The organism is Streptomyces sp. NPDC056144, from assembly GCF_042264145.1.
Classification (GTDB): Bacteria; Actinomycetota; Actinomycetes; order Streptomycetales; family Streptomycetaceae; genus Streptomyces.
Map to the genome: position 1 here is coordinate 86,429 of NZ_JBHJVF010000017.1, position 24,499 is coordinate 110,927.

Annotated in this window: 20 protein-coding genes; 11 read left to right on the forward strand and 9 right to left on the reverse strand. The window is 72.4% G+C overall.

The genetic code is table 11. The features are described 5' to 3' along the window. Positions 1–25: 25 nt before the first annotated feature. The 4 genes from ACFC0Z_RS33255 to ACFC0Z_RS33270 all read left to right on the forward strand — a co-directional run bounded on the left by ACFC0Z_RS33255 (position 26) and on the right by ACFC0Z_RS33270 (position 3,991). Positions 26–1,246 carry an amidohydrolase family protein gene (locus ACFC0Z_RS33255; protein WP_376446016.1) on the forward strand — a complete coding sequence of 407 codons (1,221 nt, stop codon included), beginning with the start codon at positions 26–28 and terminating at the stop codon, positions 1,244–1,246. After that, positions 1,246–2,385 carry an acyl-CoA dehydrogenase family protein gene (locus tag ACFC0Z_RS33260; protein WP_376446019.1) on the forward strand — a complete coding sequence of 380 codons (1,140 nt, stop codon included), beginning with the start codon at positions 1,246–1,248 and terminating at the stop codon, positions 2,383–2,385. Before ACFC0Z_RS33255 ends, ACFC0Z_RS33260 begins: the two co-directional genes overlap by 1 nt. A 9-nt stretch (positions 2,386–2,394) precedes the next feature. Continuing rightward, the gene (locus tag ACFC0Z_RS33265; RefSeq protein WP_376446022.1) at positions 2,395–3,264 is read left to right on the forward strand and encodes an acyl-CoA dehydrogenase family protein; all 870 of its coding nucleotides are present in this window, start codon (positions 2,395–2,397) and stop codon (positions 3,262–3,264) included. 271 nt (positions 3,265–3,535) lie between these two features. Further along, positions 3,536–3,991 carry an ATP-binding protein gene (locus ACFC0Z_RS33270; RefSeq protein WP_376446025.1) on the forward strand — a complete coding sequence of 152 codons (456 nt, stop codon included), beginning with the start codon at positions 3,536–3,538 and terminating at the stop codon, positions 3,989–3,991. 177 nt (positions 3,992–4,168) lie between these two features. Here ACFC0Z_RS33270 and ACFC0Z_RS33275 read toward each other — a convergent pair whose 3' ends face one another. Further along, positions 4,169–5,095 (reverse strand): cyclase family protein, encoded by a 927-nt coding sequence (locus ACFC0Z_RS33275; RefSeq protein WP_376446028.1) that lies wholly within the window; start codon positions 5,093–5,095, stop codon positions 4,169–4,171. 101 nt (positions 5,096–5,196) lie between these two features. On the opposite strand from ACFC0Z_RS33275, the gene ACFC0Z_RS33280 reads away from it, so the two are divergent. Together ACFC0Z_RS33280 and ACFC0Z_RS33285 are read left to right on the forward strand one after the other, a co-directional pair. After that, a complete protein-coding gene (locus ACFC0Z_RS33280; protein ID WP_376446031.1) occupies positions 5,197–6,138 on the forward strand; it encodes an SDR family NAD(P)-dependent oxidoreductase in 942 nt (313 codons plus the stop codon). Next, the gene (locus ACFC0Z_RS33285; protein WP_376446033.1) at positions 6,135–7,184 is read left to right on the forward strand and encodes a Zn-dependent alcohol dehydrogenase; all 1,050 of its coding nucleotides are present in this window, start codon (positions 6,135–6,137) and stop codon (positions 7,182–7,184) included. Before ACFC0Z_RS33280 ends, ACFC0Z_RS33285 begins: the two co-directional genes overlap by 4 nt. Before the next feature lie 3 nt (positions 7,185–7,187). On the opposite strand, the gene ACFC0Z_RS33290 is transcribed toward ACFC0Z_RS33285, so the two are convergent. Beyond that, complete coding sequence (locus ACFC0Z_RS33290; RefSeq protein ID WP_376446036.1) at positions 7,188–8,177, reverse strand: hypothetical protein; 990 nt, start codon at positions 8,175–8,177, stop codon at positions 7,188–7,190. A 123-nt stretch (positions 8,178–8,300) separates the two neighbouring features. Between ACFC0Z_RS33290 and ACFC0Z_RS33295 the strand changes: the two genes are divergently transcribed. Continuing rightward, positions 8,301–9,518, forward strand: coding sequence for an MFS transporter (locus ACFC0Z_RS33295; protein WP_376446039.1), 1,218 nt, complete (start codon positions 8,301–8,303; stop codon positions 9,516–9,518). Here the strand turns inward: ACFC0Z_RS33295 and ACFC0Z_RS33300 are convergent. After that, positions 9,467–10,462: a GlxA family transcriptional regulator gene (locus ACFC0Z_RS33300; protein ID WP_376446041.1), complete on the reverse strand. Its 996-nt coding sequence runs from the start codon at positions 10,460–10,462 to the stop codon at positions 9,467–9,469. The genes ACFC0Z_RS33295 and ACFC0Z_RS33300 overlap by 52 nt on opposite strands. 58 nt (positions 10,463–10,520) lie before the next feature. Here ACFC0Z_RS33300 and ACFC0Z_RS33305 point away from each other — a divergent pair, with 58 nt between their 5' ends. Next, on the forward strand, positions 10,521–11,798 hold the full coding sequence (locus ACFC0Z_RS33305) for an MFS transporter (RefSeq protein WP_376446043.1): 1,278 nt from the start codon (positions 10,521–10,523) through the stop codon (positions 11,796–11,798). Here ACFC0Z_RS33305 and ACFC0Z_RS33310 read toward each other — a convergent pair. Then, on the reverse strand, positions 11,767–12,510 hold the full coding sequence (locus tag ACFC0Z_RS33310) for a Type 1 glutamine amidotransferase-like domain-containing protein (protein WP_376446045.1): 744 nt from the start codon (positions 12,508–12,510) through the stop codon (positions 11,767–11,769). The genes ACFC0Z_RS33305 and ACFC0Z_RS33310 overlap by 32 nt on opposite strands. A 179-nt stretch (positions 12,511–12,689) precedes the next feature. Between ACFC0Z_RS33310 and ACFC0Z_RS33315 the strand changes: the two genes are divergently transcribed. Genes ACFC0Z_RS33315 through ACFC0Z_RS33325 form a run of 3 tightly spaced genes read left to right on the forward strand, consistent with a single transcriptional unit; the run spans position 12,690 to position 15,608 of the window. Then, a complete protein-coding gene (locus ACFC0Z_RS33315) occupies positions 12,690–13,982 on the forward strand; it encodes an MFS transporter (protein ID WP_376446047.1) in 1,293 nt (430 codons plus the stop codon). 52 nt (positions 13,983–14,034) lie between these two features. Continuing rightward, positions 14,035–15,072, forward strand: coding sequence for a hypothetical protein (locus tag ACFC0Z_RS33320; protein WP_376446050.1), 1,038 nt, complete (start codon positions 14,035–14,037; stop codon positions 15,070–15,072). 53 nt (positions 15,073–15,125) lie between these two features. Next, positions 15,126–15,608, forward strand: a complete 483-nt coding sequence (locus ACFC0Z_RS33325; RefSeq protein ID WP_376446053.1) for a hypothetical protein — start codon at positions 15,126–15,128, stop codon at positions 15,606–15,608. An 18-nt stretch (positions 15,609–15,626) separates the two neighbouring features. On the opposite strand, the gene ACFC0Z_RS33330 is transcribed toward ACFC0Z_RS33325, so the two are convergent. The 5 genes from ACFC0Z_RS33330 to ACFC0Z_RS33350 all read right to left on the reverse strand — a co-directional run bounded on the left by ACFC0Z_RS33330 (position 15,627) and on the right by ACFC0Z_RS33350 (position 24,466). Continuing rightward, a complete protein-coding gene (locus ACFC0Z_RS33330; protein ID WP_376446099.1) occupies positions 15,627–16,211 on the reverse strand; it encodes a flavin reductase family protein in 585 nt (194 codons plus the stop codon). A 105-nt stretch (positions 16,212–16,316) separates the two neighbouring features. Next, complete coding sequence (locus tag ACFC0Z_RS33335) at positions 16,317–19,484, reverse strand: hypothetical protein (protein WP_376446055.1); 3,168 nt, start codon at positions 19,482–19,484, stop codon at positions 16,317–16,319. Positions 19,485–20,092: 608 nt separating this feature from the next. Further along, complete coding sequence (locus ACFC0Z_RS33340; protein ID WP_376446102.1) at positions 20,093–20,818, reverse strand: enoyl-CoA hydratase/isomerase family protein; 726 nt, start codon at positions 20,816–20,818, stop codon at positions 20,093–20,095. A 79-nt stretch (positions 20,819–20,897) separates the two neighbouring features. Then, the gene (locus tag ACFC0Z_RS33345) at positions 20,898–23,120 is read right to left on the reverse strand and encodes an acetate--CoA ligase family protein (protein WP_376446058.1); all 2,223 of its coding nucleotides are present in this window, start codon (positions 23,118–23,120) and stop codon (positions 20,898–20,900) included. A gap of 155 nt (positions 23,121–23,275) precedes the next feature. Continuing rightward, on the reverse strand, positions 23,276–24,466 hold the full coding sequence (locus ACFC0Z_RS33350; RefSeq protein ID WP_376446060.1) for a flavin-containing monooxygenase: 1,191 nt from the start codon (positions 24,464–24,466) through the stop codon (positions 23,276–23,278). Positions 24,467–24,499: the final 33 nt, after the last annotated feature.

Here is a 24,499-nt window from a genome sequence, read left to right on the forward strand (position 1 = left end):
GTCATCAGAAACGGGAGAGGGTCCCATGAGCTCCAGCGCGGAACTGCCCCGCATCATCAGCGTCGACGACCACGTGATCGAGCCGGCCCACCTCTTCGACACCTGGCTCCCGAAGAAGTACCGGGACCGGGGGCCCAAGGCCCTCACCGCCGGGATCGGCGAGCTCGCCTACGTCGCCGGGAAGTACCAGATCACGATGGACCCCGAGGGCCCGCCCACCGACTGGTGGATCTACGAGGACCTCAAGTTCCCGTACAAGCGGAACATCGCCGCCGTCGGCTTCGACCGCGACGACATGACCCTGGAGGGCATCACCCGCGCCGAGATGCGGCGAGGCTGCTGGGACCCCAAGGCGCGCCTCGCCGACATGGACCTCAACCACGTCGAGGCCTCGCTCTGCTTCCCCACCTTCCCGCGCTTCTGCGGGCAGACCTTCGCCGAGGCCCACGACAAGGAGGTGGCCCTCGCCTGCGTGCGCGCGTACAACGACTGGATGGTCGAGGAGTGGTGCGGGGACAGCGGCGGCCGGCTCATCCCGCTCTGCATCATCCCGCTCTGGGACATCGACCTCGCCGTCGCCGAGATCCGGCGCAACGCCGCCCGGGGCGTCCGGGCCGTCACGTTCTCCGAGATCCCCACCCACCTCGGACTGCCCTCGATCCACTCCGGCTACTGGGACCCGTTCTTCGCCGTCTGCCAGGAGACCGGGACCGTCGTCAACATGCACATCGGGTCGTCGAGCCAGATGCCGGCCGCCTCGCCCGACGCGCCGCCCGCCGTCCAGGCCAGCCTGAGCTTCAACAACGCGATGGCCTCGATGATGGACTTCCTCTTCTCCGGCGTCCTCGTGAAGTTCCCCCGGCTCAAGCTCGCCTACAGCGAGGGCCAGATGGGCTGGATCCCGTACGCCCTGGAGCGCGCCGACGACGTGTGGGAGGAGCACCGCGCCTGGGGCGGGGTCCGCGACCTGATCCCCGAGAAGCCGTCCACGTACTACTACCGGCAGATCTTCTGCTGCTTCTTCCGCGACAAGCACGGCATCGCGTCCCTCGACGTCGTCGGCCGGGACAACGCCACCTTCGAGACCGACTACCCGCACGTCGACTCGACCTTCCCGCACACCAAGGACGTCGCCCTCGACCACGTCCAGGGCCTCGACGACGAGACGATCTACAAGCTCATGCGCGGGAACGCGATCCGCATGCTCGGCCTGGACTTCGACAAGGACCGGAAAGGTCGCGGCTGATGGATCTGACCTGCTCGGAGGAAGAGGAGGAGTTCCGGGCGCGGCTCCGCGAGTGGCTCACCGCCACCCTCCCCACCCTCCCGCCGAAGCCCGACCCGCTCGACTGGCCCGCCCGCCGCGCCTACGACTGCGGCTGGCAGCGCCGCCTGTACGACGCCGGGTACGCCGACACCCACTGGGACGCGTCGCCCACCCAGCGGCTGATCTTCCTGGAGGAGACCGAGCTCGCGGGCGCGCCCTACGTCGGCGCGAACTTCGTCGGCCTGCTCCACGCGGGCCCGACGATCGCCGCCGAGGGCACGGCCGCGCAGCGCGAGCGCTGGCTGCCGCCGATCCTGCGCGGCGACGAGGTGTGGTGCCAGGGCTTCAGCGAGCCCGGTGCCGGGTCCGACCTCGCCTCGCTCCGCACGAAGGCCGTGCGGGACGGCGACGAGTACGTGATCACCGGCCAGAAGATCTGGACCTCGCACGCCGAGGTCGCCGACTGGTGCGAGCTCCTCGTCCGCACCGACCCGGACCCGGCGACCTCCAAGCACAAGGGCATCAGCTGGCTCGCCATGCCGATGGACGCGCCCGGCGTGACCGTCCGGCCGCTGCGGACGCTGGCCGGGTCGACCGAGTTCGCGGAGATGTTCCTCGACGAGGTACGGGTCCCGGTCGCGAACCGCGTCGGCGAGGAGAACGACGGCTGGCGCGTCACCATGGTCACCCTCTCCTTCGAGCGGGGCACGGCCTTCGTCGGCGAGGTCGTCGCCTGCCGCCGCCTCCTCGGCGAGCTGGCCCGTACGGCCCGCAAGAACGGCACCTGGGACGACCCGGTGCTCCGCCGCCGGCTCGGCAGGCTGTCCGCCGAGTTCCAGGCGCTGTGGCGGCTCACCCAGGCGAACGTCAGCGAGGCCCAGGCCACCGGCGGGGTCCCGGGCGCGGGCGGCTCCGTCTTCAAGCTGCACTACTCGCACGCCCGCCAGGAGCTGTACGAGGCGGCCGGCGCCGTCCTGGGCCCCGACGCGCTCGACCTCGACCGCGTATGGAACCTCGACCGGCTGTCCTCGCTCTCGTACACGATCGCCGCCGGCACCTCCCAGATCCAGCGCAACATCGTCGCCGAGCGCATCCTCGGCCTCCCGAAGGGCCGGTGACCCGACGCCATGGACTTCCGACTCACCGAGGACCAGCACGCCCTGCGGCGGGGTGTACGGGAGCTCCTCGACCGCCGCTTCGACCGGGACGCGCTGCGGGCCGCCGTCGACGCCGGGGGCCTCGACCGGGAGCTGTGGCGGGAGCTCGGCGCGGCCGGGTTCTTCGCGCTGCGGCTCCCCGAGGAGGAGGGCGGGGTCGGGCTCGGGCTGCCCGAGGCCGTGCTCCTCTTCGAGGAGGCCGGGCGGGCGCTCCTGCCGGGACCCCTCGTCGCCACGCACGTGGCGGCGGGGGTCGTGCCGGGCGCGGCGGAGGGCGCGGTGGTGGTCACGGAGGCGGCCGAGGGGCTGGTTCCGTGGCTGGACGCGGCCGACGTCGTCCTGGGCGACGCCGACGGGGCCGTACCGGTGCGGTCGGTGGATCCGCTGACGCCGCTGCACCGGGTCGCGGACGGCGGCCCGGCGGACCTGGAGTCCACGCTCGCCGCCGTCCTCCTCACCGCCGCCGAGCAGGTCGGCAGCGCCGGGCGGACGACCGAGATGGCCGTGGCCTACGCCCGTGAGCGGGAGCAGTTCGGGCAGGCCATCGGCGCCTTCCAGGCGGTCAAGCACCTCTGCGCCGGGATGCTCGTGCGGACCGAGCTCGCCCGCGCGGCCGTACGGGCCGCGTCCGTCACCGGCGCGCCCGCCGAGGTCGCGGGCGCGAAGCTGCTCGCCGACGAGGCGGCGACCGGGAACGCCCGTGACTGCCTCCAGGTCTTCGGCGGCATGGGCTTCACGTGGGAGGCGGACGTGCACCTGCACCTCAAGCGGGCCTGGGTCCGGGCGGAGTCGCGGCTCCCGGCGGCACGGGCGGAGGAGACGGTGGCGGCATTCTTGTAACCTGATGTGACTGATGCGTCACGGAATGTTGATATCGGGTTGTGTCCTTCGGAGGGGCCGTCGCGACCGGGAGGCGGCCTTCCGCTCCGGTACTCTCCGTGGGATGCGTTCGACTACCCGCAGCGCGCGTCGCACAGTATGGACCATGCGTACTCCTTCGCGCTGGAATATGCCCGAAGCGCTTGTTGCGGTGACTGTACGTCAACCATGCTGTCCCATAAGGGAATCACGTTCCGTAAAGGTGTGTCCGCCGGTTCGGATGGTGTGAGCGGTGCAGGTGCTTCAGGTGCAGTTGGAGGTCGGGCCCGACCCGGCTGAAGTAGGGCGAGCCCGGAAGTGGGCGCGGTCGCGTCTCGTCGGGTCGGGCATAGGGGACGACGAGCCGCTCACCGAGACGCTCGTGCTGATCGTGTCCGAGCTCGTGACCAACGCCGTGGTGCACACCGGCTGCCCGGCCGTGCTGCGGATGCTCTTCGCCGCCGAGGGCGGGGTCCGGGTCGAGGTCGCGGACGCGAGCGACCGCCCGCCGCGGCCCCGGCACGCGCAGGGGGACGACACCAACGGGCGCGGCCTCGAACTGGTCGACGGCCTCGCGGACCGCTGGGGCTGGCAGCCCGAGGGCGCGGGGAAGAGCATCTGGTGCGAGGTGGACCGGGCCGTGCCCGCCCCGGCGTCGGCTCCGGTTTCCGCCGCCGCCCCCCTGTCGCCCGGACGGGTGCACTGTTGACGGTTCGTGTCGCTTTGACCACTCTGGTCTGAGCGATTCGTTGCGAGGGGAGCCGAGGGCCGCGACGGCCCTCGGCGTGTGCGGGTCGTGGCCGGGTGGCGGCGGGTGTTCGTGCCGTGCTCGGGGTGCGCGCGAGCGCGCCGCCGCCCGTGAACGTACAAGCGCCTGAAGTGCTGTTCAGAGGAGTGCCACCGGTGCCACCGGCGTGCCCGTGCCGCCGACGAAGGGCTCGGGCATCGCGGAGAGCAGGAAGGCGTAGCGCCGTTCTTGTGCACAGGCTGTGGACAGTTCTTCCAGATTCCAGTTCTGGCCCTGGAGCATCCCCATCTCGACGAGGTCGAGCGCGTGGACGGGCATCCACAGGTCCTCGATCTCCGGCGGGAAGATCTCGAAGGTGAGCGTGTCGTTGGCGACGGCCGCGACGTCGTGGGCGTGGAACCACTCGGGCGTACGGATCGACAGGCCGGGTGACGGGAACGCGTACCCGTGCTTGTCCCCGGCCAGGTACGCCTGGATCTGGCCCGTCCGTACGAGCACGATGTCACCGGCCCGGACCGTGACCCCGCCGAACTCGGCCGCCTCGTCGAGGTCCTCGGGCGTCACGGCGTGGTCGCCGGGCAGCCGGTCGACGCCCTTCGCGGCGGCGACGTCGAGGAGGACGCCCCGGCTCACGACGTGCCGGGCGGTGTGGATGCCGCTGAACTCCGAGCGGCCGTGGGCGGTGATGGTGTCGGCGGGCCGGCCGTTGTAGATGCGGCCGGAGTGCGAGGCATGGGTGAGGGCGTCCCAGTGGGTGCCGGCCTGGAGCCCGAGGGTCACGGCGTCGTCGCTGGTGGCGACGGTGCCGGGGCCGAAGATCTCCTGGTTGACCTGGACCATGACGTGGAGCGGGTTGACCCGGCCCGGGATCATGCCGGTCTGCACGCCGTCCTGCTTGAGGTCGAGGGCGAGCGGGATCCGCCGGCCGGTGCGGACCGTCGCGGCGGCCTCCCTGACCACCTCGTCGGTGATGAGGTTCAGCGTGCCGATCTCGTCGTCCTGGCCCCAGCGGCCCCAGTTGTTGACGCGCTTGGCGATCTCGTGAAAAGCGGCGGGGAGAGACATCGGGGCCTCCGGGGGCTTGTTTTCCGGTATCTGACGGACCGTAGAATCCTGACGACGTACGAATCTAACGGACCGTCAGAAAATGCGGGAAGGGGCCGGACGTGGGGAACTTCTTGGCTGGCAAGGTCGTCGCCGTGACGGGCGCGGGGCGCGGCATCGGCCGCGCGGTCGCCCTCGCGTGCGCGGCGGAAGGCGCGAAGGTCGTCGTCAACGACTACGGGGTGTCGATCGAGGGCGGCGAGCCGACCTCGGAGATCGCCGCCGAGGTGGTGAAGGAGATCGAGGCCGCCGGAGGCACCGCGATCGCCGTCGCCGACGACATCTCGACGATGGCCGGCGGACAGCGGATCGTGGACGTCGCCCTCGCCGAGTACGGACGCGTCGACGGCGTCGTCTGCGTCGCCGGCATCCTGCGCGAACGGATGCTCTTCAACATGTCCGAGGAGGAATGGGACCCGGTCGTCGCCACCCACCTCAAGGGCACCTTCACCGTCTTCCGCGCGGCCTCGGCGGTCATGCGCAAGCAGGGCACGGGCACGCTCATCGGCTTCACCAGCGGCAACCACCAGGGCTCCGTGGCCCAGGCCAACTACTCGGCGGCCAAGGGCGGGATCATCTCGCTCGTCCGGAGCGCCGCCCTCGGCCTCCACAAGTACGGGGTCACCGCCAACGCGGTCGCGCCCGTCGCCCGCACCCGGATGTCCGCCAACGTGCCCATGGAGCTCAAGGAGATCGGCGAACCGGAGGACGTGGCAGCGCTCGTCGTCTACCTGCTCTCCGAGCGGGCCAGGGACGAGAAGATCACCGGCCAGGTCTACACGATCGCGGGCCCGAAGATCGCCGTCTGGGCACAGCCGCGCGAACTGCGCGCCGGGTACGCGGAGGGCGGCTGGACCCCCGAGCGGATCGCCGACTTCCTGCCGGGCACGGTGGGCAAGGACCCGATGCCGATGCTGGAACGGCTGGAGGAGATGGCCCGGGCGGCGGCGGCCGGCGACCGGCCGAACGCGGCCCCCGAGAGCAAGAAGGAGAACGGCTCATGAGGGGTGTCGTGTTCGACGGCAAGTCCGTCCGGGTCGTCGACGACCTGGAGGTCCGCGACCCCGGACCCGGCGAGGTCCTCGTCGGGATCGCCGCCGCCGGGCTCTGCCACAGCGACCTGTCCGTGGTCGACGGGACCATTCCCTTCCCGCCGCCCGTGGTCCTCGGCCACGAGGGCGCCGGCGTCGTCGAGGCCGTCGGGCCCGGCGTCACCCACGTCGTACCGGGCGATCACGTGGCCCTCTCCACGCTCGCGAACTGCGGCGCCTGCGCCGACTGCGACCGGGGACGGCCCACGATGTGCCGGAAGGCCATCGGGATGCCCGGGCAGCCGTTCTCGCGGAACGGGCAGCCGATCTTCCAGTTCGCCTCGAACTCCTCCTTCGCCGAGCGGACCGTCGTCAAGGCCGTCCAGGCCGTGAAGATCCCCAAGGACATCCCGCTCACCTCCGCCGCCCTCATGGGCTGCGGCGTCCTCACCGGCGTCGGAGCCGTGCTCAACCGCGCGAAGGTCGGCCGCGGGGAGACCGTCGTCGTCATCGGCACCGGCGGCATCGGCCTCAACGTCATCCAGGGCGCCCGGATCGCGGGCGCGCTGACGATCGTCGCCGTCGACACCAACCCCGACAAGGAGGCCGTGGCCCGGCAGTTCGGCGCCACGCACTTCCTCGCCTCCACCGACGGCGTACGGGACGTCCTGCCGACCGGCGCCGACCACGTCTTCGAGTGCGTCGGCCACACCGGGCTCGTCAGGACCGCGATCGACCTCCTCGACCGGCACGGCCAGGCGATCCTCCTCGGCATGACCGCGCCGAAGGCCGAGGCGACCTTCCTGCCCGCCGCGATGTTCCTGGACAAGTCGATCCTCGGCTGCCGCTACGGCTCCTCGCGCCCGCAGAAGGACCTCGCGCTCTACGCGGAGCTGTACCGCACGGGGAACCTGCTCCTCGACGAACTCGTCACCGCCACCTACCCGGTGGAGGAGTTCGGGCGGGCCGTGGAGGACGCCGAGAAGGGCAGGGTGGCGCGGGGCGTGCTCACTTTCTGAGGCTCACTTTCTGAGACTCACGCCGTCAGTGGGCTTCGGGGCCTCGTCCTTGATCTGCCAGGGCGGGGCCTCGTTGCTCTGGTACCAGGCCCAGCAGACCCCCGCGTACGGCGCCAGCATGCCGACGAGACCGAGCAGGAACGCCGTCACCCCCGAGGGGAAGCCGAGGAGGAACGGCACCATCGCCGCCGCCCCGAGGCCGAAGGCGCCGAGCGCGGGAAGGTGGGCGCGGGGCTGGTAGCGGCGGGCGTCGTCCACCTCCTCGATACCCATGTACATGCCGATGGTGAGGAACGCCCCGCCGAAGAAACCGAGCGCCAGGATCCAGAACGAGGCGAACAGCGCCCCCGGCGACACGTCCAGAGCCTCGCCCGTCCGCACCCCCAGATCGGGCCGGTCCGGCGCGAACGCCACGAGCTCCTTCTCACCGGGCTTCGGCAGGCCCGTCGTCTCGAACCCGTCGAGCGAGACCTCCCGGGCGCCCGCCGCGAACGGCACGGAGAAGACGAGCGTGGAGCGGTAGACCGGCACGTCGTTGACGCTCATGTCCGTGTCGACGGGCTCCCCCACCACCCGTACCACCGTCGCCTCGCGCACCCCGCCGCCCGCGTCCTCCACCGCCTGCCGCCACTCCGCCGTCGCCCGGTCGGGCAGCGTCGCCTGGGTCATGCCGGCCGCCCCGAGGACCGCCGTGCACCAGGCGAGGGAGAGCGGGAGCAGGTACGAGGTCCGGCCGGGGCGGGACGGCCTCCCCTCGGGATCATCCACGTACGGGCGGGCCTTGTGGTGCGCGAGCACCCACAGCCCGGCGCAGGCGAGGACGGCGAGGAGCAGCCCGAGGTCCACCCAGCGGGGGCGCGCCGGGCCCGGGTCGTGGACGAGCCCCCGGAGCCCGAGGACCCAGGCGAGGGTGAGCCCGGCCCAGCCGGTGAGCCGGGTCCAGACGGACCGGCTGGGCCGTCTGCTGCGTAGGTGTCGGTTCTCGGTGCTCATGGCGTGCCCCCCTGGTGCGATGACGGCCGCAGCATACGCAGGGAAGGAGTCCGGGGACGGCGTCCGTCTCACCCGACGAATACCCCTGGGAGACAGCACCGTCCACCCCGTACGGTCCCTGTCATGTCCTATCGCGAGCTCGCCACCCGCCCCGTCCTCGCCTGGTCCGCCGTCACCGTCGCGGGCCGGACGCCCGTCGCCATGGCGCCGCTCGCGCTCGTCTTCCTCGTACGGGAGCGGCCCGGCGGCTACACCCTCGGCGCGGTCCTCGCCGCCGCGTACGTCATCGGCGAGATCGTCGGCGCCCCCCTCCTCGGCCTGCGCCTGAACGCCGAACGGGCCCGACCGCAGCTCGTCGCCGGACTCGCCGTCGGCGCCGCCGCCTTCACCGGCCTCGGCCTGCTCCCCGACGCCCACCCGCTCGTCCTCGGCACCCTCTGCGTCCTCGCCGGCATCGGCCCCGCCGCCGTCCCCGGCGGCCTGCGCGCGCTGCTGACCAGCCTCGTCCCCGAGCGGTCCGTCACCCAGGCCATGAGCATGGAGTCGATCCTCACGTACGGGATCTGGGCCGCGGCCCCCGCGCTCGCCACCGGCCTCGCGCTCGGCGTCGGCCCCGCTGTACCCCTGCTCCTCATGGGCGGCCTCATGGCCGTGTCGATCGCCGGGCTCTGGACGCTGCCCGCCGGCTGGACGACCGAACCGCCCGCGAGCGGCGCCTCCGCGCGGCGGGCCCTGCTGCGGGTCTGGCCGGTGTACGTCCTCGGGGCCGCCGGACTCTGCCTGCTCGCCCTCGCCGAACTCGTCCTCCCCGCCCTCCTCGAACAGCGCGGGATCGCCCTCGGCTGGGCGGGGCCGCTGCTCGCCGGGTTCTCGGTCGCCTCGGCCGTCGGCGGCTTCGTCTACGGCCTGCGGAACACCTGGCCCGGCTCGCTCGCGGCCCAGTCCGCGGCCCTCGTCCTCGCCGTCTGCGCCGGGATCGCGGTCGTCGCCGTCGTCCCGTGGACGGCGGGCATCGGCATCGTCCTGGCCCTGTCCGGCCTGCTCATGGCCCCGTCCTCCCTCAGCCGCAACCTCGCGCTGCGCCGCCTCCTGCCGCCGTCCGCGCTCGCCGCCGGGTACTCGGTGATGTACGCGGCCGTCGGCGCGGGATACGCGGGCGCGGGCGCGCTCGCGGGCTGGCTGCTGACCGTCGTCGCGCCGTCGACGGCGATCCTGTACGGGGTCGGGCTGACGGTCCTGCTCGTGGCGGTGGGGGCGGCGGGGGAGCGGCGGCTGACGGCGCGGGCGGCTCAGCCCGAGGTGGCGGAAGCGGAGGAGGACGTCCGGAAGGTCCTCCGGTAGGCGGTCGGCGTCACCCCGATCGCACTCATGAGATGGGCCCGCAGCGACTGCGCGGTCCCGAAGCCCGCGTCCTGCGCGACCCGGTCCACGGGCAGGCCCGTGGACTCCAGGAGGTGCCGGGCGCGCTCCACGCGCTGCTGGGTGAGCCACTGCCCCGGGCTGACGCCGACCTCCTCGCGGAAGCGGCGCGTGAACGTCCGTACGCTCATCGCCTCCCGCTCGGCCAGGTCGCGCAGCTGGATCGGCTCGTGGAGGTGGGCGAGCGCCCAGGCGCGGGCGGCGGTGGTGGTGTGGGTGCCGGCCTCGGGCATCGGCCGGGCGATGTACTGGGCCTGGCCGCCGTCGCGGTGCGGCGGGACGACGGTCCTGCGGGCCACGTCGTTGGCGACGGCGGTGCCGTGGTCGCGGCGGACGATGTGCAGGCACAGGTCGATGCCGGCGGCGACGCCGGCGGAGGTGAGGACGTCCCCGTCGTCGACGAAGAGGACGTCGGCGTCGACGCGGACGCTCGGGAAGAGCCGCTGGAAGTGCTCGGCGGAGGACCAGTGCGTGGTGGCGGGCCGCCCGTCGAGGTACCCGGCGGCGGCGAGCACGTACCCGCCGGTGCAGATGGAGACCAGCCGGGTGCCGGGCCTGATGTGGGCGAGGGCGGCGGCGAGCTCGTCGGTGAGGCGGCCCTCCTCGTAGACGGGCCCGAGCTCGTAGGAGGCGGGGACGACGACGGTGTCGGCGGTGGCGAGGGCCTCGGGCCCGTGCTCGACGTGGATGGCGAAGTCGGCGTCGGTGCGTACGGCTCCGGCGGCGGGCGCGCAGGTGAGGATCTCGTACAGCGCCCGGCCGTCCGGGCCCTTGGCGCGCCCGAAGATCCGGTGGGGGATGCCGAGTTCGAAGGGGAGGAGCCCGGGGAGGGCGAGGACGACGACGCGGTGCGGGCGGTGGCGCACGGGCGGTGCTCCCTCCGAAAATGAATGGTGGTCCAGACCATAGAACTGCTACGACTACATGTCCGTGACGGACAACACGTACAAGCACGAGACGCCCGCACGCATTCCGACCGGGCAGCCCATCCCTTCGCGTCCCTCCCCGAAGCTCTGGAACCGTAACTTCCGCCTCTTCTTCACGGCGAGGGCGGTGGCGGTCTTCGGCGAGGGCATGGTCCCGGTGGCCTTCGCGGCGGGCCTGCTCGGCGCCGGGCACCCCGGTTCGACGGTCGGGTACGCGCTCGGCGGCTGGACGGCGGCGTTCGCGCTCTTCGTCCTCTTCGGCGGCGTCCTGGCGGACCGTTTCACCGCCCGCCGCATGATGATCCTGGCGGACCTGCTCCGCCTCCCCGCCTCGGGCGTCCTGGCGGTCACCTTCACCCTCGGCAGCCCGCCCCTGTGGGCGGTCTACGCCCTCTCGGTCCTGAGCGGCATGGGCGCGGCCCTCTTCCAGCCCGGAGTGGCCTCGACCATCCCCCGCATCGCCCCCGACGTGCAGCGGGCGAACGCCGTCCTGCGGGTGGCGGAGGCCCTGATGACGATGGCGGGCCCGGCGGCGGCGGGCGTGCTGGTGGCGGTCTGGAACGCGGGGGCGGCGTTCGCGCTGAACGGCCTGACGTTCGCGGTGAGCGCGCTGTGCCTGACACTGATGCGCCTGCCCCCCATCCCGTCCGACAAGGCCCGAAGGGGCAGTTTGACCTCCGAACTGGCCCTGGGCTGGCGCGAATTCACGTCCCGCTCCTGGCTCTGGGGAGTGATCGGCATCTGGACGGTGTACGGCCTGACGGTGGCGGGCCCGATGGTCCCGCTGACCGCGAGCCTGGTCACGGCGGAGCACGGCTCGGCGACGTACGGCGTGCTGATGGCCGTCAACGGCGCGGGCAGCGCGACCGGCGGCCTCCTGGCCCTCCGCCTCCGCCCCACCCGCCCCCTGGCGGCGGGCGCGATCGCCCTCCTCGGCCTCCCGGTGAACCTCTTCCTGCTGGGCACGGACGCCCCCGTGGGGGCCCTGGTGGCGGGCCAGTTCATCGGCGGGGCGGCCTTCGCGTTCTGGCTGGTCATGTGGTCGACGGCGGTCCAGACCCACGTCCCCCAGGAGGCCCTCAACCGCATGCACGCGTACGACGTGGCCGGCTCCCTCCTGATGATGGGCGTGGGCCGCACCCTCTCGGGCCCGGTAGCGGCAGCGGTCGGCACGGAAACGGTCCTGCTGACAGGCGCGGCGATCGCCATCCTCGTCGTCACGTCCCTCCTCTCGGTCCGCCCGATCAGGAGACTCCCGAGGGCGGCGGCGGGGTGAGCACCCGGCCCGGAACGGCCCGCTCCGACGCGGAACCGTCCGCGTCGGGCTCCACCCGGTACAGCCGGGCGCGGGGCTCGCGCGTCACGGCCTCGACGAGCCGCCCGTCGGCGAAGAGCGCCCCGACCCCGTCCTCCACGGCCCACCCGCCGGGCAGCGCGCCGCATGCGACGGCGCGCCGGTAGGAGTCCCGGCGCCCGGGTTCGCTGTCGTAGTGGGGACAGACGGACCCGGGAAGGAGCCCGAGCCCGTCGGCGAGGTGGGTCAGCGGCCCGAAGGAGTCGGTGTGCGAGCCCTCGGCCCAGCAGTTGGCGCCCGCGCTGATGCCGCAGAGCAGGGTCCCGCGCGCGTACGCTTCGCCGAGGATCCGGTCGACGCCGTGTGCCCGCCAGACGGCGAGGAGGTTGGCGGTGTTGCCCCCGCCGACGTACACGACGTCCTGGCTCAGGAGGAAGGCCCGCAGGTCGTGGTCGTCGAGCTCGCGCCGGAAGAGAGGGAGGACGGAGGGCTCGCAGGAGCGGGAGCCGAAGGCGCCGAGGAACTGCTCGACGTAACCGGGGGCGTCGCCGCTGGCGGTCGGGACGAAACAGACCTTGGGACGGCCGGGGGCGGCGCGGGAGTGGCCGAGCACCCAGTCGTCGAGGAGCCCGTCGGTGTCGGTGGAGAAACCGCCGCCGAGGAGGGCGAGGCGGGGGAGGGGTGCGGGGGTCACGGGCACCTCCGTGCGGGTGTGCGGGCGATACGGGAACGGTGCCAAGCGCGCGGGGTGGCCCGCAACCGAATAGGGGGAAGCGGCCGGAACCGGTGGCCCGCCCCGGTGGCCCGATCCATTGGAAACATGTCAGCCGGGCCAATGGTGGGGGCGGGGGTGCGGCCGGGATTCTGGGTGGCATGGCTCAGACAACAGAGAGCAGTGCCCCGGCGCTCCGGACCTCACCTCCGTCTCCCGCACGCTTCCGGGTGCACCGCGCCTGGTTCGTCGCGGCCGTCACCTTCGTCACGATCATCGGGGCCGCCGCCTTCGCCTCCCTCCCGGGGCTGCTGATCGAGCCGCTCCACGCGGAGTTCGACTGGTCGCGGGGCACGATCGGCTTCGCCGTGTCCGTGAACCTCGCGCTCTACGGGCTCACCGCCCCCTTCGCCGCCGCGCTCATGGACCGCTTCGGCATCCGGCGGGTCGTCGCCGTCGCGCTGACGATCATCGCCGCCGGCTCGCTCCTCACCGTCTGGATGACGGCGGCCTGGCAGCTCGTCCTCTACTGGGGCGTTCTCGTCGGCCTCGGCAGCGGCTCCATGGCCCTCGCCTTCGCCGCGACCGTCACCAACCGCTGGTTCACCGCCCGCCGCGGCCTCGTCACCGGCATCCTCACCGCCGCCGGCGCCTCCGGCCAGCTCGTCTTCCTCCCGCTCCTCTCCTGGCTGGTCGAGCACCACGGCTGGCGGCCCGCCGCCGTCACCGTCGCCCTCGCCGCCCTCGCGGTCGTCCCCTTCGTCTGGCTCCTCCTGCGCGACCACCCGGCCGACGTGGGCCTCGCCCCGTACGGCGGGGAGTACGCCGACAAGCCCGCCCCCGTCACCGGCGCCGCCCGCCGCGCCGTCACGGTCCTCTTCAAGGCGGCCCGCACCGGCCCCTTCTGGCTGCTCGCGGGCACCTTCGCGATCTGCGGCGCCTCCACGAACGGCCTGGTCAAGACCCACTTCGTGCCCGCCGCCCACGACCACGGCATGCCGGTCACGGCCGCCGCCGGACTCCTCGCCGTCATCGGCGTCTTCGACGTCGTCGGCACGATCGCCTCCGGCTGGTTCACCGACCGCTTCGAGGCCCGCCGCCTCCTCGCCGTCTACTACGCCCTGCGCGGGATCTCGCTCCTCTTCCTGCCCATGCTCCTCGCGCCCAGCGTCCACCCGCCGATGCTGTTCTTCATCGTCTTCTACGGCCTCGACTGGGTCGCCACCGTCCCGCCGACGATCGCCCTCTGCCGCGAGCACTACGGCGAGGACTCGGCGATCGTCTTCGGCTGGGTCCTCGCCTCCCACCAGGTCGGCGCCGCCCTCGTCGCCTTCGGCGGCGGCCTCGCCCGCGACGTCTTCGGCAGCTACGACCTGGTCTGGTACGCCTCCGGGGCGCTGTGCGCGGCGGCGGCGCTGATGGCGCTGGTGATCAGGCGTCCCCGATCGAAGTAACGGAGGGAGGAAGACGGGCGGGTCGGAGCCGCGCTCTGCCAGCATCCGGCGCATGCGCCCCACCACTGCCCGCCTGATCCGGCACCCGGCACCGCCCGGCATCGACACCTTGAGCCGTACGACGGGGAAGGGCCTCGCGGCGATCCCCGACCCCCGACACCGCGCGATGGTGGCGTCCGTCCTGGACGCGGGCCTGGTCGAGGAGGCGATCGCCGACACCGCGGACTTCGACGCGACGACGGTGGACCAGCCGCGGCGCACCGCGCACATGGCCCGCCTGACGGCCGAGTTCGAGGCCTTCGGGGTGGTGGTCCCGGCCGCCACGACCCGGAACATCACCCTCATGCGCGCCCTGATGGTGCCGATCGAGGACCCGGTGGTCGCGTACGCCGTCGACCGCGTCTGGGTCTTCGTCACGAACGTCGACGACGTCTGTTCCAAGAACGTCGCCGAGGCGGAGGCGCTCCTCCGCGCGGGGATGCTCCCCGACGCCCGGGACCTGGCGGCCTCCCCGTACGCCCGCTACGTCGCGCACATGTTCCGCGAGCTCGCCCCGCACGGCGACCCGACCTTCCTGGCCGCCTTCAAGACGCTGTTCTACTCGGCCCTCAACGGCGTCCTGATGGAGGCGGAGTTCGACCCGGAGGTGTCGGACGAGGCCGACGGCGACTACGTACGGCTCTTCAACGGCTTCTCCCAGTTCTGGTTCCTCAGCCTCCAGTTCACGGACCCCAGCCTGTCCGCCCACCGCCACCGCGCCTTCTGGACGGCGGCGATGAGCTCCTGCGTCGGCTACCTCAACGACGTGAACGACGTGCTGTCCTTCTACAAGGAGGCCGTCGACGGCGAGGACTTCGCGATCAGCCGCATCCACCGGCGGGCGGTCCAGGAGGGCATCCCGTACCTCACCGCGTACCGCCGCAGCCTGGCCGACGGCCGGAAGGCCTACGACCGCGTCCTCCGCCTGGCCACGGCCGAACAGCGCCCGCACCTGGACCGCTACATGACGGCGTTCGCGTACTGGCACCTGCACTGCCGGCGGTACCGCTGGCAGGACGTGTACCCCGGCCTGGAGATGATCGACGCCTGAGGAATGATGGGCCTCAGGGGGTGATCGCGATGAGCGATCCGGATGGTGATGCCATGGGGCGTACGCACGCCCGGATGCTGAGGGTCTCGACGCTGGCGGTGTGCCTGGAGGCCGGGGTGGGCCTGGCGGCGCTGATGACGGTGGGACTGAGCCAGGAGCCGCAGGGCGAGTCCGGGGGATCGGGGCTGTTCCTGATGGCCCTGCCGGTCGTCGCGGTCCTCGGAGTCCTCGTGGCCTTCGCGATCTCCGCCGTTCTCGTCATGCCGATCACACTCCTCGGCGAGGACATCGCACGCCGCCGCCGCTCGGGCGGCCCGGCCCTCTGGCAGCTGGGCCTTTCGGCCGTCACCGGCCTCCTCCTGGCACCGCTGACGGGCCTGTGGGGCTGGCTCGCTGGCACGGCGACGCTCTTCGTGGCGGCGCTGCTGACCGCCCGAGCCAAGCAGGGCTACTTCGTCGACCTGCTGCTGTGGGGCACGCTTGCCGTCGTGGGCGCGTTCACTGCGGGCGGGGCGATCCTGTACGTACAGGACTGACCCGCCCGCGCCTGCGTGTCAGGAACTGAACCGCCCGAACTTCCCCCGGTGGAACAGCAGAGGATCCCCCTCCGCCTCGACCGCCCCCAGGGCCTCCACGCGCCCCACCACGATCAGGTGATCCCCGCCCGTGTGGACGGTGGAGATCGTGCAGTCGATCCAGGCGGGCACTCCGGCGAGCCGCGGCGCGCCGGTGCCCGGGGCCGGGCCCCACTCCACGCCGGCGAACTTGTCGCCGCCGCTGACGGCGAAGGACCGGCAGAGCGGGCCCTGGTCGGCGCCGAGCACGTTGACGCAGAACGTGCCGGTCGCGGCGATGCGGGGCCAGCTCGTCGACGTACGGGCCACCATGAAGGCGACCAGCGGCGGGTCGAGGGAGAGCGAGGCGAAGGACTGGCAGGCGAAGCCCGCCGGGCCTTCGGCGTCGAGGGCCGTGATGATCGTGACCCCGCTCGCGAAGTGACCGAGGACGCGGCGGAATTCGGCGGGGTCGACGGGCATCCGCTCGTCCTCCCCTACCGCGCGCAGTACCGGCCGTGGCAGTGGTTCGACGGCCGTGGGCGAACCGGCCGCTCTCAGGTGTCGGACGGCGGTGGCCGCCATCCCCGCGTGTCCCATCACACCGTCATTGAAGCTGACGGTTCGTCAGATAGGAAGGGCTTGGGCCCGGGGGATGACGGCCACGGTGGCGCGCGGCTTCTTATGGACTCAGCCGACGACCGCCACCGTCGCCCGCGTCCACGCGACACCGGAGTAGTGCCCGGTCCTGCGGGCGGTCACCTTCACCGTGAGCTTCTTGCCACGCTGGGCGGTGGCGGGCACGAAGGTGCTCTTCGTCGCGCCGCTGACGGCGACCCCGTTGGCGTACCACTGGTACGCGTACGAGGTCGGCGCCGGCGTCCACGTACCCCGGTTCACGGTGAGCGTCCGCCCGACCTTCACGGTCCCGGAGACGTACGGCGCGGCCGTCGCCTTCGGCGCGACGCCGGTGGCGACCGTGTACCCGGCGGTCGTGTAGGCCCCGCTGAGGTGCCCGGTCCGGTGGGCGGTCACGGTCACGGTCAGCTTCTTGCCGAGGACCGAGGCGACGGGCGTGTACGTCGACCAGGTCGCCCCGGAGATCGCGACCCCGTTGGCGCGCCACTGGTAGGCGTACGAGGTCGGCGCGGGCGACCAGGTCCCGACGACGGCCGTCAGCTTGCTGCCGACGCGGGTGGCACCGGTGAAGTACGGGAGCTTGGTGGGCTTGGGGGCGATGCCCTTGACGACGGCGTACGCGCTGCCGGCGGTACGGGACGGGTGCCCGGCCTTCCGGGCGGTCACGGACACGGAGAGGGACTTGCCCTGGAGCGTCGCCGGAATCGTGTACGTGGAGGCGGTGGCCCCCGCGATCACGACCCCGTTGGCCCGCCACTGGTACGTGTACCCCTCGGCGGTCGGCGACCACGTGCCGGTCGTCGCGGTCACCTTGCCGCCGGTGACCACCGTGCCGGTGATCTTGGGGGCGGCGGTGACGTGGAGGGGGTCGATGACGGTGATCTGGCCGCGTGACTCCCGGTCGCCGCTGTGGGTGACCACGGTCGTGTTCAGCTTCCTGCGCGGCGCGCTCGTCAGATCGAGGGCGACCACCATGCTCTTGCGGTCGGCGGCGACGGAGACCGTCGTCGACCGGGCGCGGTAGGAGCCGTAGGAGAGCTCGACGACGTCCTTCTCGTGCAGAGCGGTGCCGGTGACCTTCATGGTGATCTTTCCGGCGCCCACGGTGCCGGGGGTGACGGTGCCGATGGTGGGCCAGATGGTGCCGCAGTGCCCGTACACGCAGGTGAAGGTCGCCGACAGCGGCACGGAGGGCGTGGCAGGGGCGTACGGCATGCCGATCACAAGGACGGTCGACCGGGGGTCCCCGCGCCACACCTCCTCGGCCTCCGGGACGTCGCACTCGAAGCGGTTGTAGTTGTACCGTGCCAAGCAGCCGTCCTGGAGGTCGTCCAGCGTGTACAGACGAGGGGTCGGAGTGCCCGAGAGGGTGACGCCGGAAGCCCGCGGCATGGAGAAGCTGTCGCCCGCCGCCGTCGGAAGCGTGGCGCAGATCGCGGACTTCTGCTCGGACAGGGTGGCGACGAGCGGCCCGAACCCGTAACTCACGTTGGGGATCTTGACGCACTCGGGCGCGGGCCCAGAAGCGGTGGCGATCCGGAGTGCGTCGACGCGGTAGGCGGCGGAGGAAGTCGTGGACGGTTCGACGTCGACGATCACCTGGTAGCCGGTGGATCCGGTGACGGCGCAGCCGAAGACCGGGTCGTCGCAGGTGTCCGCGCCGTCCGACAGGTACACCCCGACGGTCGAGGCGGAGACGGCCGACGTCTGGCGGGCCTCCAGGTGCAGCGTGTCCCGGGCGTCGGCGGTGGTCACCCGGTGGCAGACGTAGCCACCCGACGCGAGAGGGACTCCGGCAGTGGACGGCCGGCCGGCGGCCGTGGCGGGAGTCGTGATGCAGCCCCGCGCGGTGGCGGTGACGTCCCGGCGGATGAGCGTGTGCTCGATGGGGGTGCCGGAGCTCCGGAGGAGAACCATGTGCGAGAGGCCGGGTGTCAGTGAGCAGATCGCCCGGTTGTCGTCGGCATCGTCGATGTCATAGGCGCTGCAGCGCTGATGGCCCTTCTCGTCGATCACGGCGAAATCGACGGAGCGATAGCCGTCCGTGTCGGCGATGTCCAGGAGTTCACGGCTCGCGTGGGCGTTCGCCGGGATCGTCAGGCAGTCGAAGAAGGCGTCGGCCTCGACGGTCGCCTTGACCGAGGTCGAGTTCGAGCCGAAGTCACCGGCGGGGAAGGTCCGGCAGGTGCTCGGCTCGTCCGTACGGTGGACGACGAGCCGGTACGAACCGGCGAACGAGGTGGACTTGCCTGCCACCAGTGCGCGGTAAGGGGCGGTGCCGTCCAGGACGCAGGATTTCGCGCCGGAAAAGTCCCAGCAGATCAGGGCGCCGGTCGCGTCCCGCACCGTGACGTCCATCTCCGCGCCGACGTATTTGGACGAACTCGACATGAGCGCCACGCGAGAGCCCTGCGGCGCCGCCAGGTACAGGCAGTCGACCTCGCCGCGCTCCGCGATGGAGTACTGCTGCGGCTGGGTGAACACCACGTCCGTGCAGCCCTCCGAGGAACGGTGGTCGATGATGCGCAGCCGGTCGCTGCTGACAAGGGTGTAGGTGACACCTGCGGTGAGCCGGCACATGTAGTCGGCGCAGGCCGGTCCGGTCGGCCCGTAGATCTCGATGGGGCTGTGGCTGCCGGTCGCGTCGAAGCTCTGGATGTCGTACGGGCCGGAGGAGGTCGGGGTGAACGTCCTGCACGGGACCGGGGACACGGCGTCGGCGGGACCGGAGCCGTACGGCGTCACGGACGCCACAGCGCACCCGACGGGGTCGGAGAAGCGCGGGACCTGCACGGTGTACGTGATGGGGCCGGGGGAGCCGCCGGCGCTGATGTCCGACAGGATGCGGTAGCCGCCGGTCCCGGCGGGCAGCACGCACGGGTAGCCGACGCTGCACAGGTACTTGCCCGCGCCGTCGGTGATCCACCCGTTGAACGTGGCGTATCCGCCGACCCGCTTGAGCTGGGCCTTGACCAGGTCGCCCTGCTCGGCCGTGAACGAGTGGCAGAGGATGCCGAGCAGGTCAGGGAGGGCGCCGGTCGTCGGCTGTGCACCGATGTCAGTGCTGACCGGGCCGGTGCAACCTGTGTCCGACATCAGCGGCAGGACCGCGATACGCGTCTCGCCCGTATAGCCGCCCTCGTAGTTCCCGATGTCGAGCCGGTATGTGCCGACGGGCAGGTCACAAGGGTTGAAACCGATCGAGGCCTTGGGGCACACAGGCGTTCCGCCTGAGGAGAACGTGGCGTTGTGACCGCCGTATCCCAGTACCCGGTGCAGTCCCGGCCGCTTCACCGTCACGGTGAAACAGACCGAGCCCGGGGCGGGTACGGACACCGTCCTGACCGCGTCGCCTGGGTCGCCGAAGGGGGCGAGCGGCAGGGCGGGGCAGCCGTCGACGGTGGGCTCCGGCGTCGGGGTGGCTGTCTGGGTTGGGGTTGGGGTTGGGGTCGGGGTCGGGGTCGGCTCCGGCGTGGGCGTGGGGTCGACCGTCGGGGTCGGCTCCGGCGTGGGGTCGACCGTCGGCGGTGTCGGCGTCGGATCCGGCGTCGGTTCGTCGGTGGGCTCCGGTTCCGGGGCCGGCGCCTGAGCTTCCGACGTGACCGGCGTCGGCGCAGCCGCCACCGCCGCCCCCGTCGGTATCACCGGGCTCAGCAGGGCCGTGAGCAGCGCGGGAACCAGGAGAAGGGATCTTCTGGACCTGCGGGATCTTTCGCGCGAACGCGCGGAGTTGGACATTCCGGTTCCCCCCGGAGCAGCAGTGTGTGGCATATGCGCGACACACCATAGAGCCCCGGTACGACAGCCTCCGCTACACCCCCGACCCCCTACCGCCCCACGTACCCCGCCTCCCTCCGCTCCACGAAACTCGCCACCCCCTCCTGCGCGTCCCGTGTCCCCATGTTCAGCTCCTGGGCCGCCGCCTCCGCCGCGAGGGCGGTCGTGCGGTCCACGTCCAGGGAGGCGTTGACCAGCTGTTTCGTCAGGGCGATCGATCGGGTCGGGCCTTGGGCGAGCCGTTCCGCCCATTCCCTCGCCAGCTTCGGGAGTTCCTCCGCCGCGACGACCCGGTTCACGAGCCCCAGCCGTTCCGCGTCCGTCGCCGACACCGCGTCGCCGAAGAACATCAACTCCTTCGCCCGCTGCGGGCCGATCAGCCGGGGCAGGAGGTACGCCCCGGCCCCGTCCGGGACGAGTCCCCGCCGGACGAACACCTCCACGAACCGCGCCGACTCCGCCGCGAGCACCAGGTCGCACGCGAACGCCAGGTGCGCCCCGATGCCGGCTGCCGTGCCGTTCACCGCCGCGATGACGGGCTTCTCGCAGTCCATGACGGCGGTGATGAACCGCTGCGCGCCGAGCCGGATCATCCGGGAGACGTCCCCCACCACCCGGTCCGTACCCGAGGACGAAGGCGCGCCCCGCAGGTCCGCCCCCGCGCAGAACCCCCGGCCCGTCGCCGTGACGACGACCGCCCGGACGTCCGGGTCGGCGGAGGCGTCGGCGAGCAGGCCGATGATCCGTTCCCGCTGGTCCCAGGTGACGGCGTTCATCGCCTCGGGGCGGTTCAGGGTGATCCAGGAGACGCCGTTCTCGACCGAGTGGAGTACGTCCGACACAGCTCACAGCTCCTTAACGACAGACCGCCAGCGCGTCCAGGGCCACCGCCCCCTGCCCGCGCGGCAGCACCATCAACGGGTTGATGTCCAACTCGGCGAGATCGCCGTCGAGTTCGAGGGCCATGCGCTGCACCCGCAGGATGACTTCCACCAGCGCGTCGATGTCCGCCGCCGGTGCTCCCCGTACTCCGTCGAGCAGCGCCCGGCCCCGGAGTTCGCCGAGCATCGACCGGGCTTCCCGTTCCCCGAAGGGCGGGACGCGGACGGCGGTGTCGCCCATGACCTCGACCAGGACGCCGCCGAGGCCGACCGTGACCGTCGGTCCGAAGAGTTCGTCGCGGGTGACCCCGACGACCATCTCCACGCCCTTTCCGACCATCTGGCAGACGAGGATTCCGTCCAGGTCGATGGACTCGAACCGCGCGATGTCGGTCAGCTCCCGGTACGCGTCCCGCACCTGGCTCGCCGAGGTCAGCCCGACCTTGACCAGCCCCAGCTCCGTCTTGTGCGCGAGCTGCGCGCCGGACGCCTTCATCACGACCGGGTATCCGACGAGCCCCGCCGCCCGGACCGCCGCCGCCGCGCTCGTCACGAGCTGTTCGCGCGGCACCCTGATCCCGTACGCCCGGAGCAGCTGCTTCGCCGCGTGTTCGCTGAGCCGCCGCCCGGGCCGCATGAGCGCCTGGGCCTTGCGGAAGGAGGGGGAGGGGGTGCGGGGGGCCTCGTCGAACGGCGAGCTGTAGGAGACGGTGAAGCGGTGGTGGTCGAGGTAGGCCTTGACCGCCCCGATGCAGTTGCCGAACGTACGGAACGTGGCGACGCGCGACGAGCCGAGCAGCGTCGTCCGGTACGCCTCCTCCGTCCCGACCGGCGACCCCCACACCACGCACACCAGCTTGTCCGTCGCCTCGGCCGCGTCCACGAGGTCCTGCGCGAGCTTGTCGCTCATCGGGGGGAAGGGGCCGGTGATGGGACAGATGAGGACCCCCACCTCCGGGTCCGCGAGGATCGCGTCGATGATCTTCCGGCCGCGCCAGTCGCCGACCGGGTGCCCGCCGTTGTCGACGGGGTTGGAGACCCCGAGGTACTCGGGGATCCACTGGTGCAGTTCGTCCTGCTTGGCCTGGGACAGGGACGGCAGGGTGAGGCCCGCCGCCGTCGCCAGGTCGGCGAAGTGGGCTCCCGTACCGCCGGAGATCGAGTAGACGACGACCCCGTCGGCGACGGGCCGCCGCGCGCGGGCGAGGAGTGTGGCCGTGTCCTGGAGCTGGTCGAGCCCGTCGACCCGGATGACCCCGAACTGCCGCATCGCCGCGTCCACGACCTGGTCCGCGCCGGTCAGCTTGCCGGTGTGCGAGGCGGCGGTACGGGCCCCGGTCTCGGTCCTGCCGACCTTCACCGCCACCACCGGCACGCCCTGCCGGGCCGCCCGGTCGGCGGCGAGGAGGAAGGAACGGCCGTCCTTGAGCCCCTCCACGTAACAGGCGATGGCCCCGACCTCGGGAAGTCCGGAGAAGTACGAGAGGAAGTCGGAGGTCTCCAGGTCGGCCTCGTTGCCGACGGGCGCCCAGTGCGAGATCCGGACGCCGAGCTCCTGGAGCGCGAAGACGGGTCTGCCCTGGTGCCCGGACTGGGTGATGAGCGCGATCGCCGGCCCTTCGAGGTCCTCGCGGAAGCGCTCGAAGGCGTTGAGGTTGGTGTTGGGGCCGAGGAGCCGGAGCCCGGAGCGGCGGACGGCGGCGGCGAGACGTTCCTGCGCGGCGGCGCCGGCCTCTCCGGTCTCGGCGAAGCCGGAGGCGAAGGCGACGGCGAACTTCACCTTCGTGTCGGCGAGTTCCTCGATGACGGGCAGCGGGTCCCCGACGAGGAGGACGGCCAGGTCGACGGGCTCGGCGAGCGCGCCGACGCTCGGTACGCAGTCGATCCCGAAGACCGTCTTACGGGTCGGGTGCACCGGCACGAGCCGCGCGCCGACCCGCTCGGCCCAGGCGAGCAGCTGCCGGGTGATCCCGGTGTTCGGCCGGCCCTCGGCGTCGGAGGCGCCGACGACGGCGACGGACTGGGGCCGGAAGAAGCGGTCGAGGTCGGGAACGGGGGCGTGCAGTGGCCTGCCGCTGACGTCCTGGTCGCCGGGGGCGGCGGTGACACCGTGCACCACGACCGGGGGCGCCTCGCCGCAGGCGACCACGCGGGCGCGGAGATCGGTGGTGAAGGTGCCGTGAGTCGATCCAAGCATCGTTCCGCTCCACCTTCCACCCATGACTATGAACCTGACGCTCTGTCAGGTTACAGAACTGACGGCCAGTCAGGAATGGTCGTGCAGCGGGGATGTCGGGGGAGATGTTGGGGAGAGTTGTTGGATGCTGTGCATCGACGAGACGGTGGCCGGTGCTACTTCCCCTTCGGCTTCGACCGGGCTATCCGGCGCGCGATCTTCTCCGCGTCCATCGCCAGCTCCCGGAACATCCCGCTGATCGGGTTCGTGAAGCCCGTGAAGTACAGCCCCGGCGCCGAACGCGGACACCGCGCCCCGTGGACCACCGGCCGCCCCCGCCCGTCGAGCACCCCGTCGAGGTGGCCGAGCAGCGGCTCCAGCGCGCGCCGGTAGCCGGTCGCGGCGACGACCGCGTCGGGGGCGATCCGGGAGCCGTCCGCGAGGAGGACCTCCCCGTCCTCGAAACCGTCGACGGCCGCCACGACCTCGACCTTCCCGGCCCGCACGGCGTCGATCAGGCCCACGTCCTGCACCGGCACCGCGCCCTCCCGCATGCGGGTCGCGAGCCCCTTCTCCGGCCGGGGCAGCCCGTACGCCGACAGGTCCGGCATCGCGAACCGCGCCAGCCCCGCGCTCATCCGGTCCACGAGCCACGCGGGAAGCCGCCGCACGAGGATGCCCGTCCGCTGGGCGGGCCAGCCCGCCGTCGTCCGCCGCACGATGTGCGGCACGGTCCGCACCGCGAGCCGTACCCGCGCCGCCCCGCCCTCGGCGAGGTCGGCGGCGATCTCGGCCCCGGTGTTCCCGACGCCGACGACGAGCACGTCCTTGCCCTCGTACGGCCCCGGGTTGCGGTACGCGCTCGCGTGGACGAGGTCCCGGCCGTCGAGCGCGGGGTCGGTGTACGCGTCCAGGCCCGGCCACTCGGGCACGCGGGGCGTGTGGTTGAAGCCGGTCGCGACGACGACCGCGCGCCCGGTGAGGCGGCGGCCGCCGGTGGCGTGCAGGACCCAGCCTTCGGGGGATGCCTCGATACGGAACACCTCGACGCCCGTCACCACGTCGAGCTCGTGCTTCTCCGCGTACACCTCCAGGTACCGCACCACGTCCGCGCGGGCCACCCAGCGCCCGAAGGCGCGGGGGATCCGCAGGCCGGGGAGCCCGGAGAGGCGGCGGGTGGTGTGCAGCCGCAGCCGGTCGTAGTGGGAGCGCCAGGAGGCGCCGACGGCCTCGGACTTCTCCAGGACGACGGCCCGGACACCGCGCTCCTGCAACGCGGCCGCGACCGCGAGCCCGCCGGGCCCGGCGCCGATGACGTACACGGGGTGCACGGGGTACGCGGGCGGCTCATGGGGGGTGATGACCATGAATGCTGAGCGTAATGACGCGTACACGCCGTG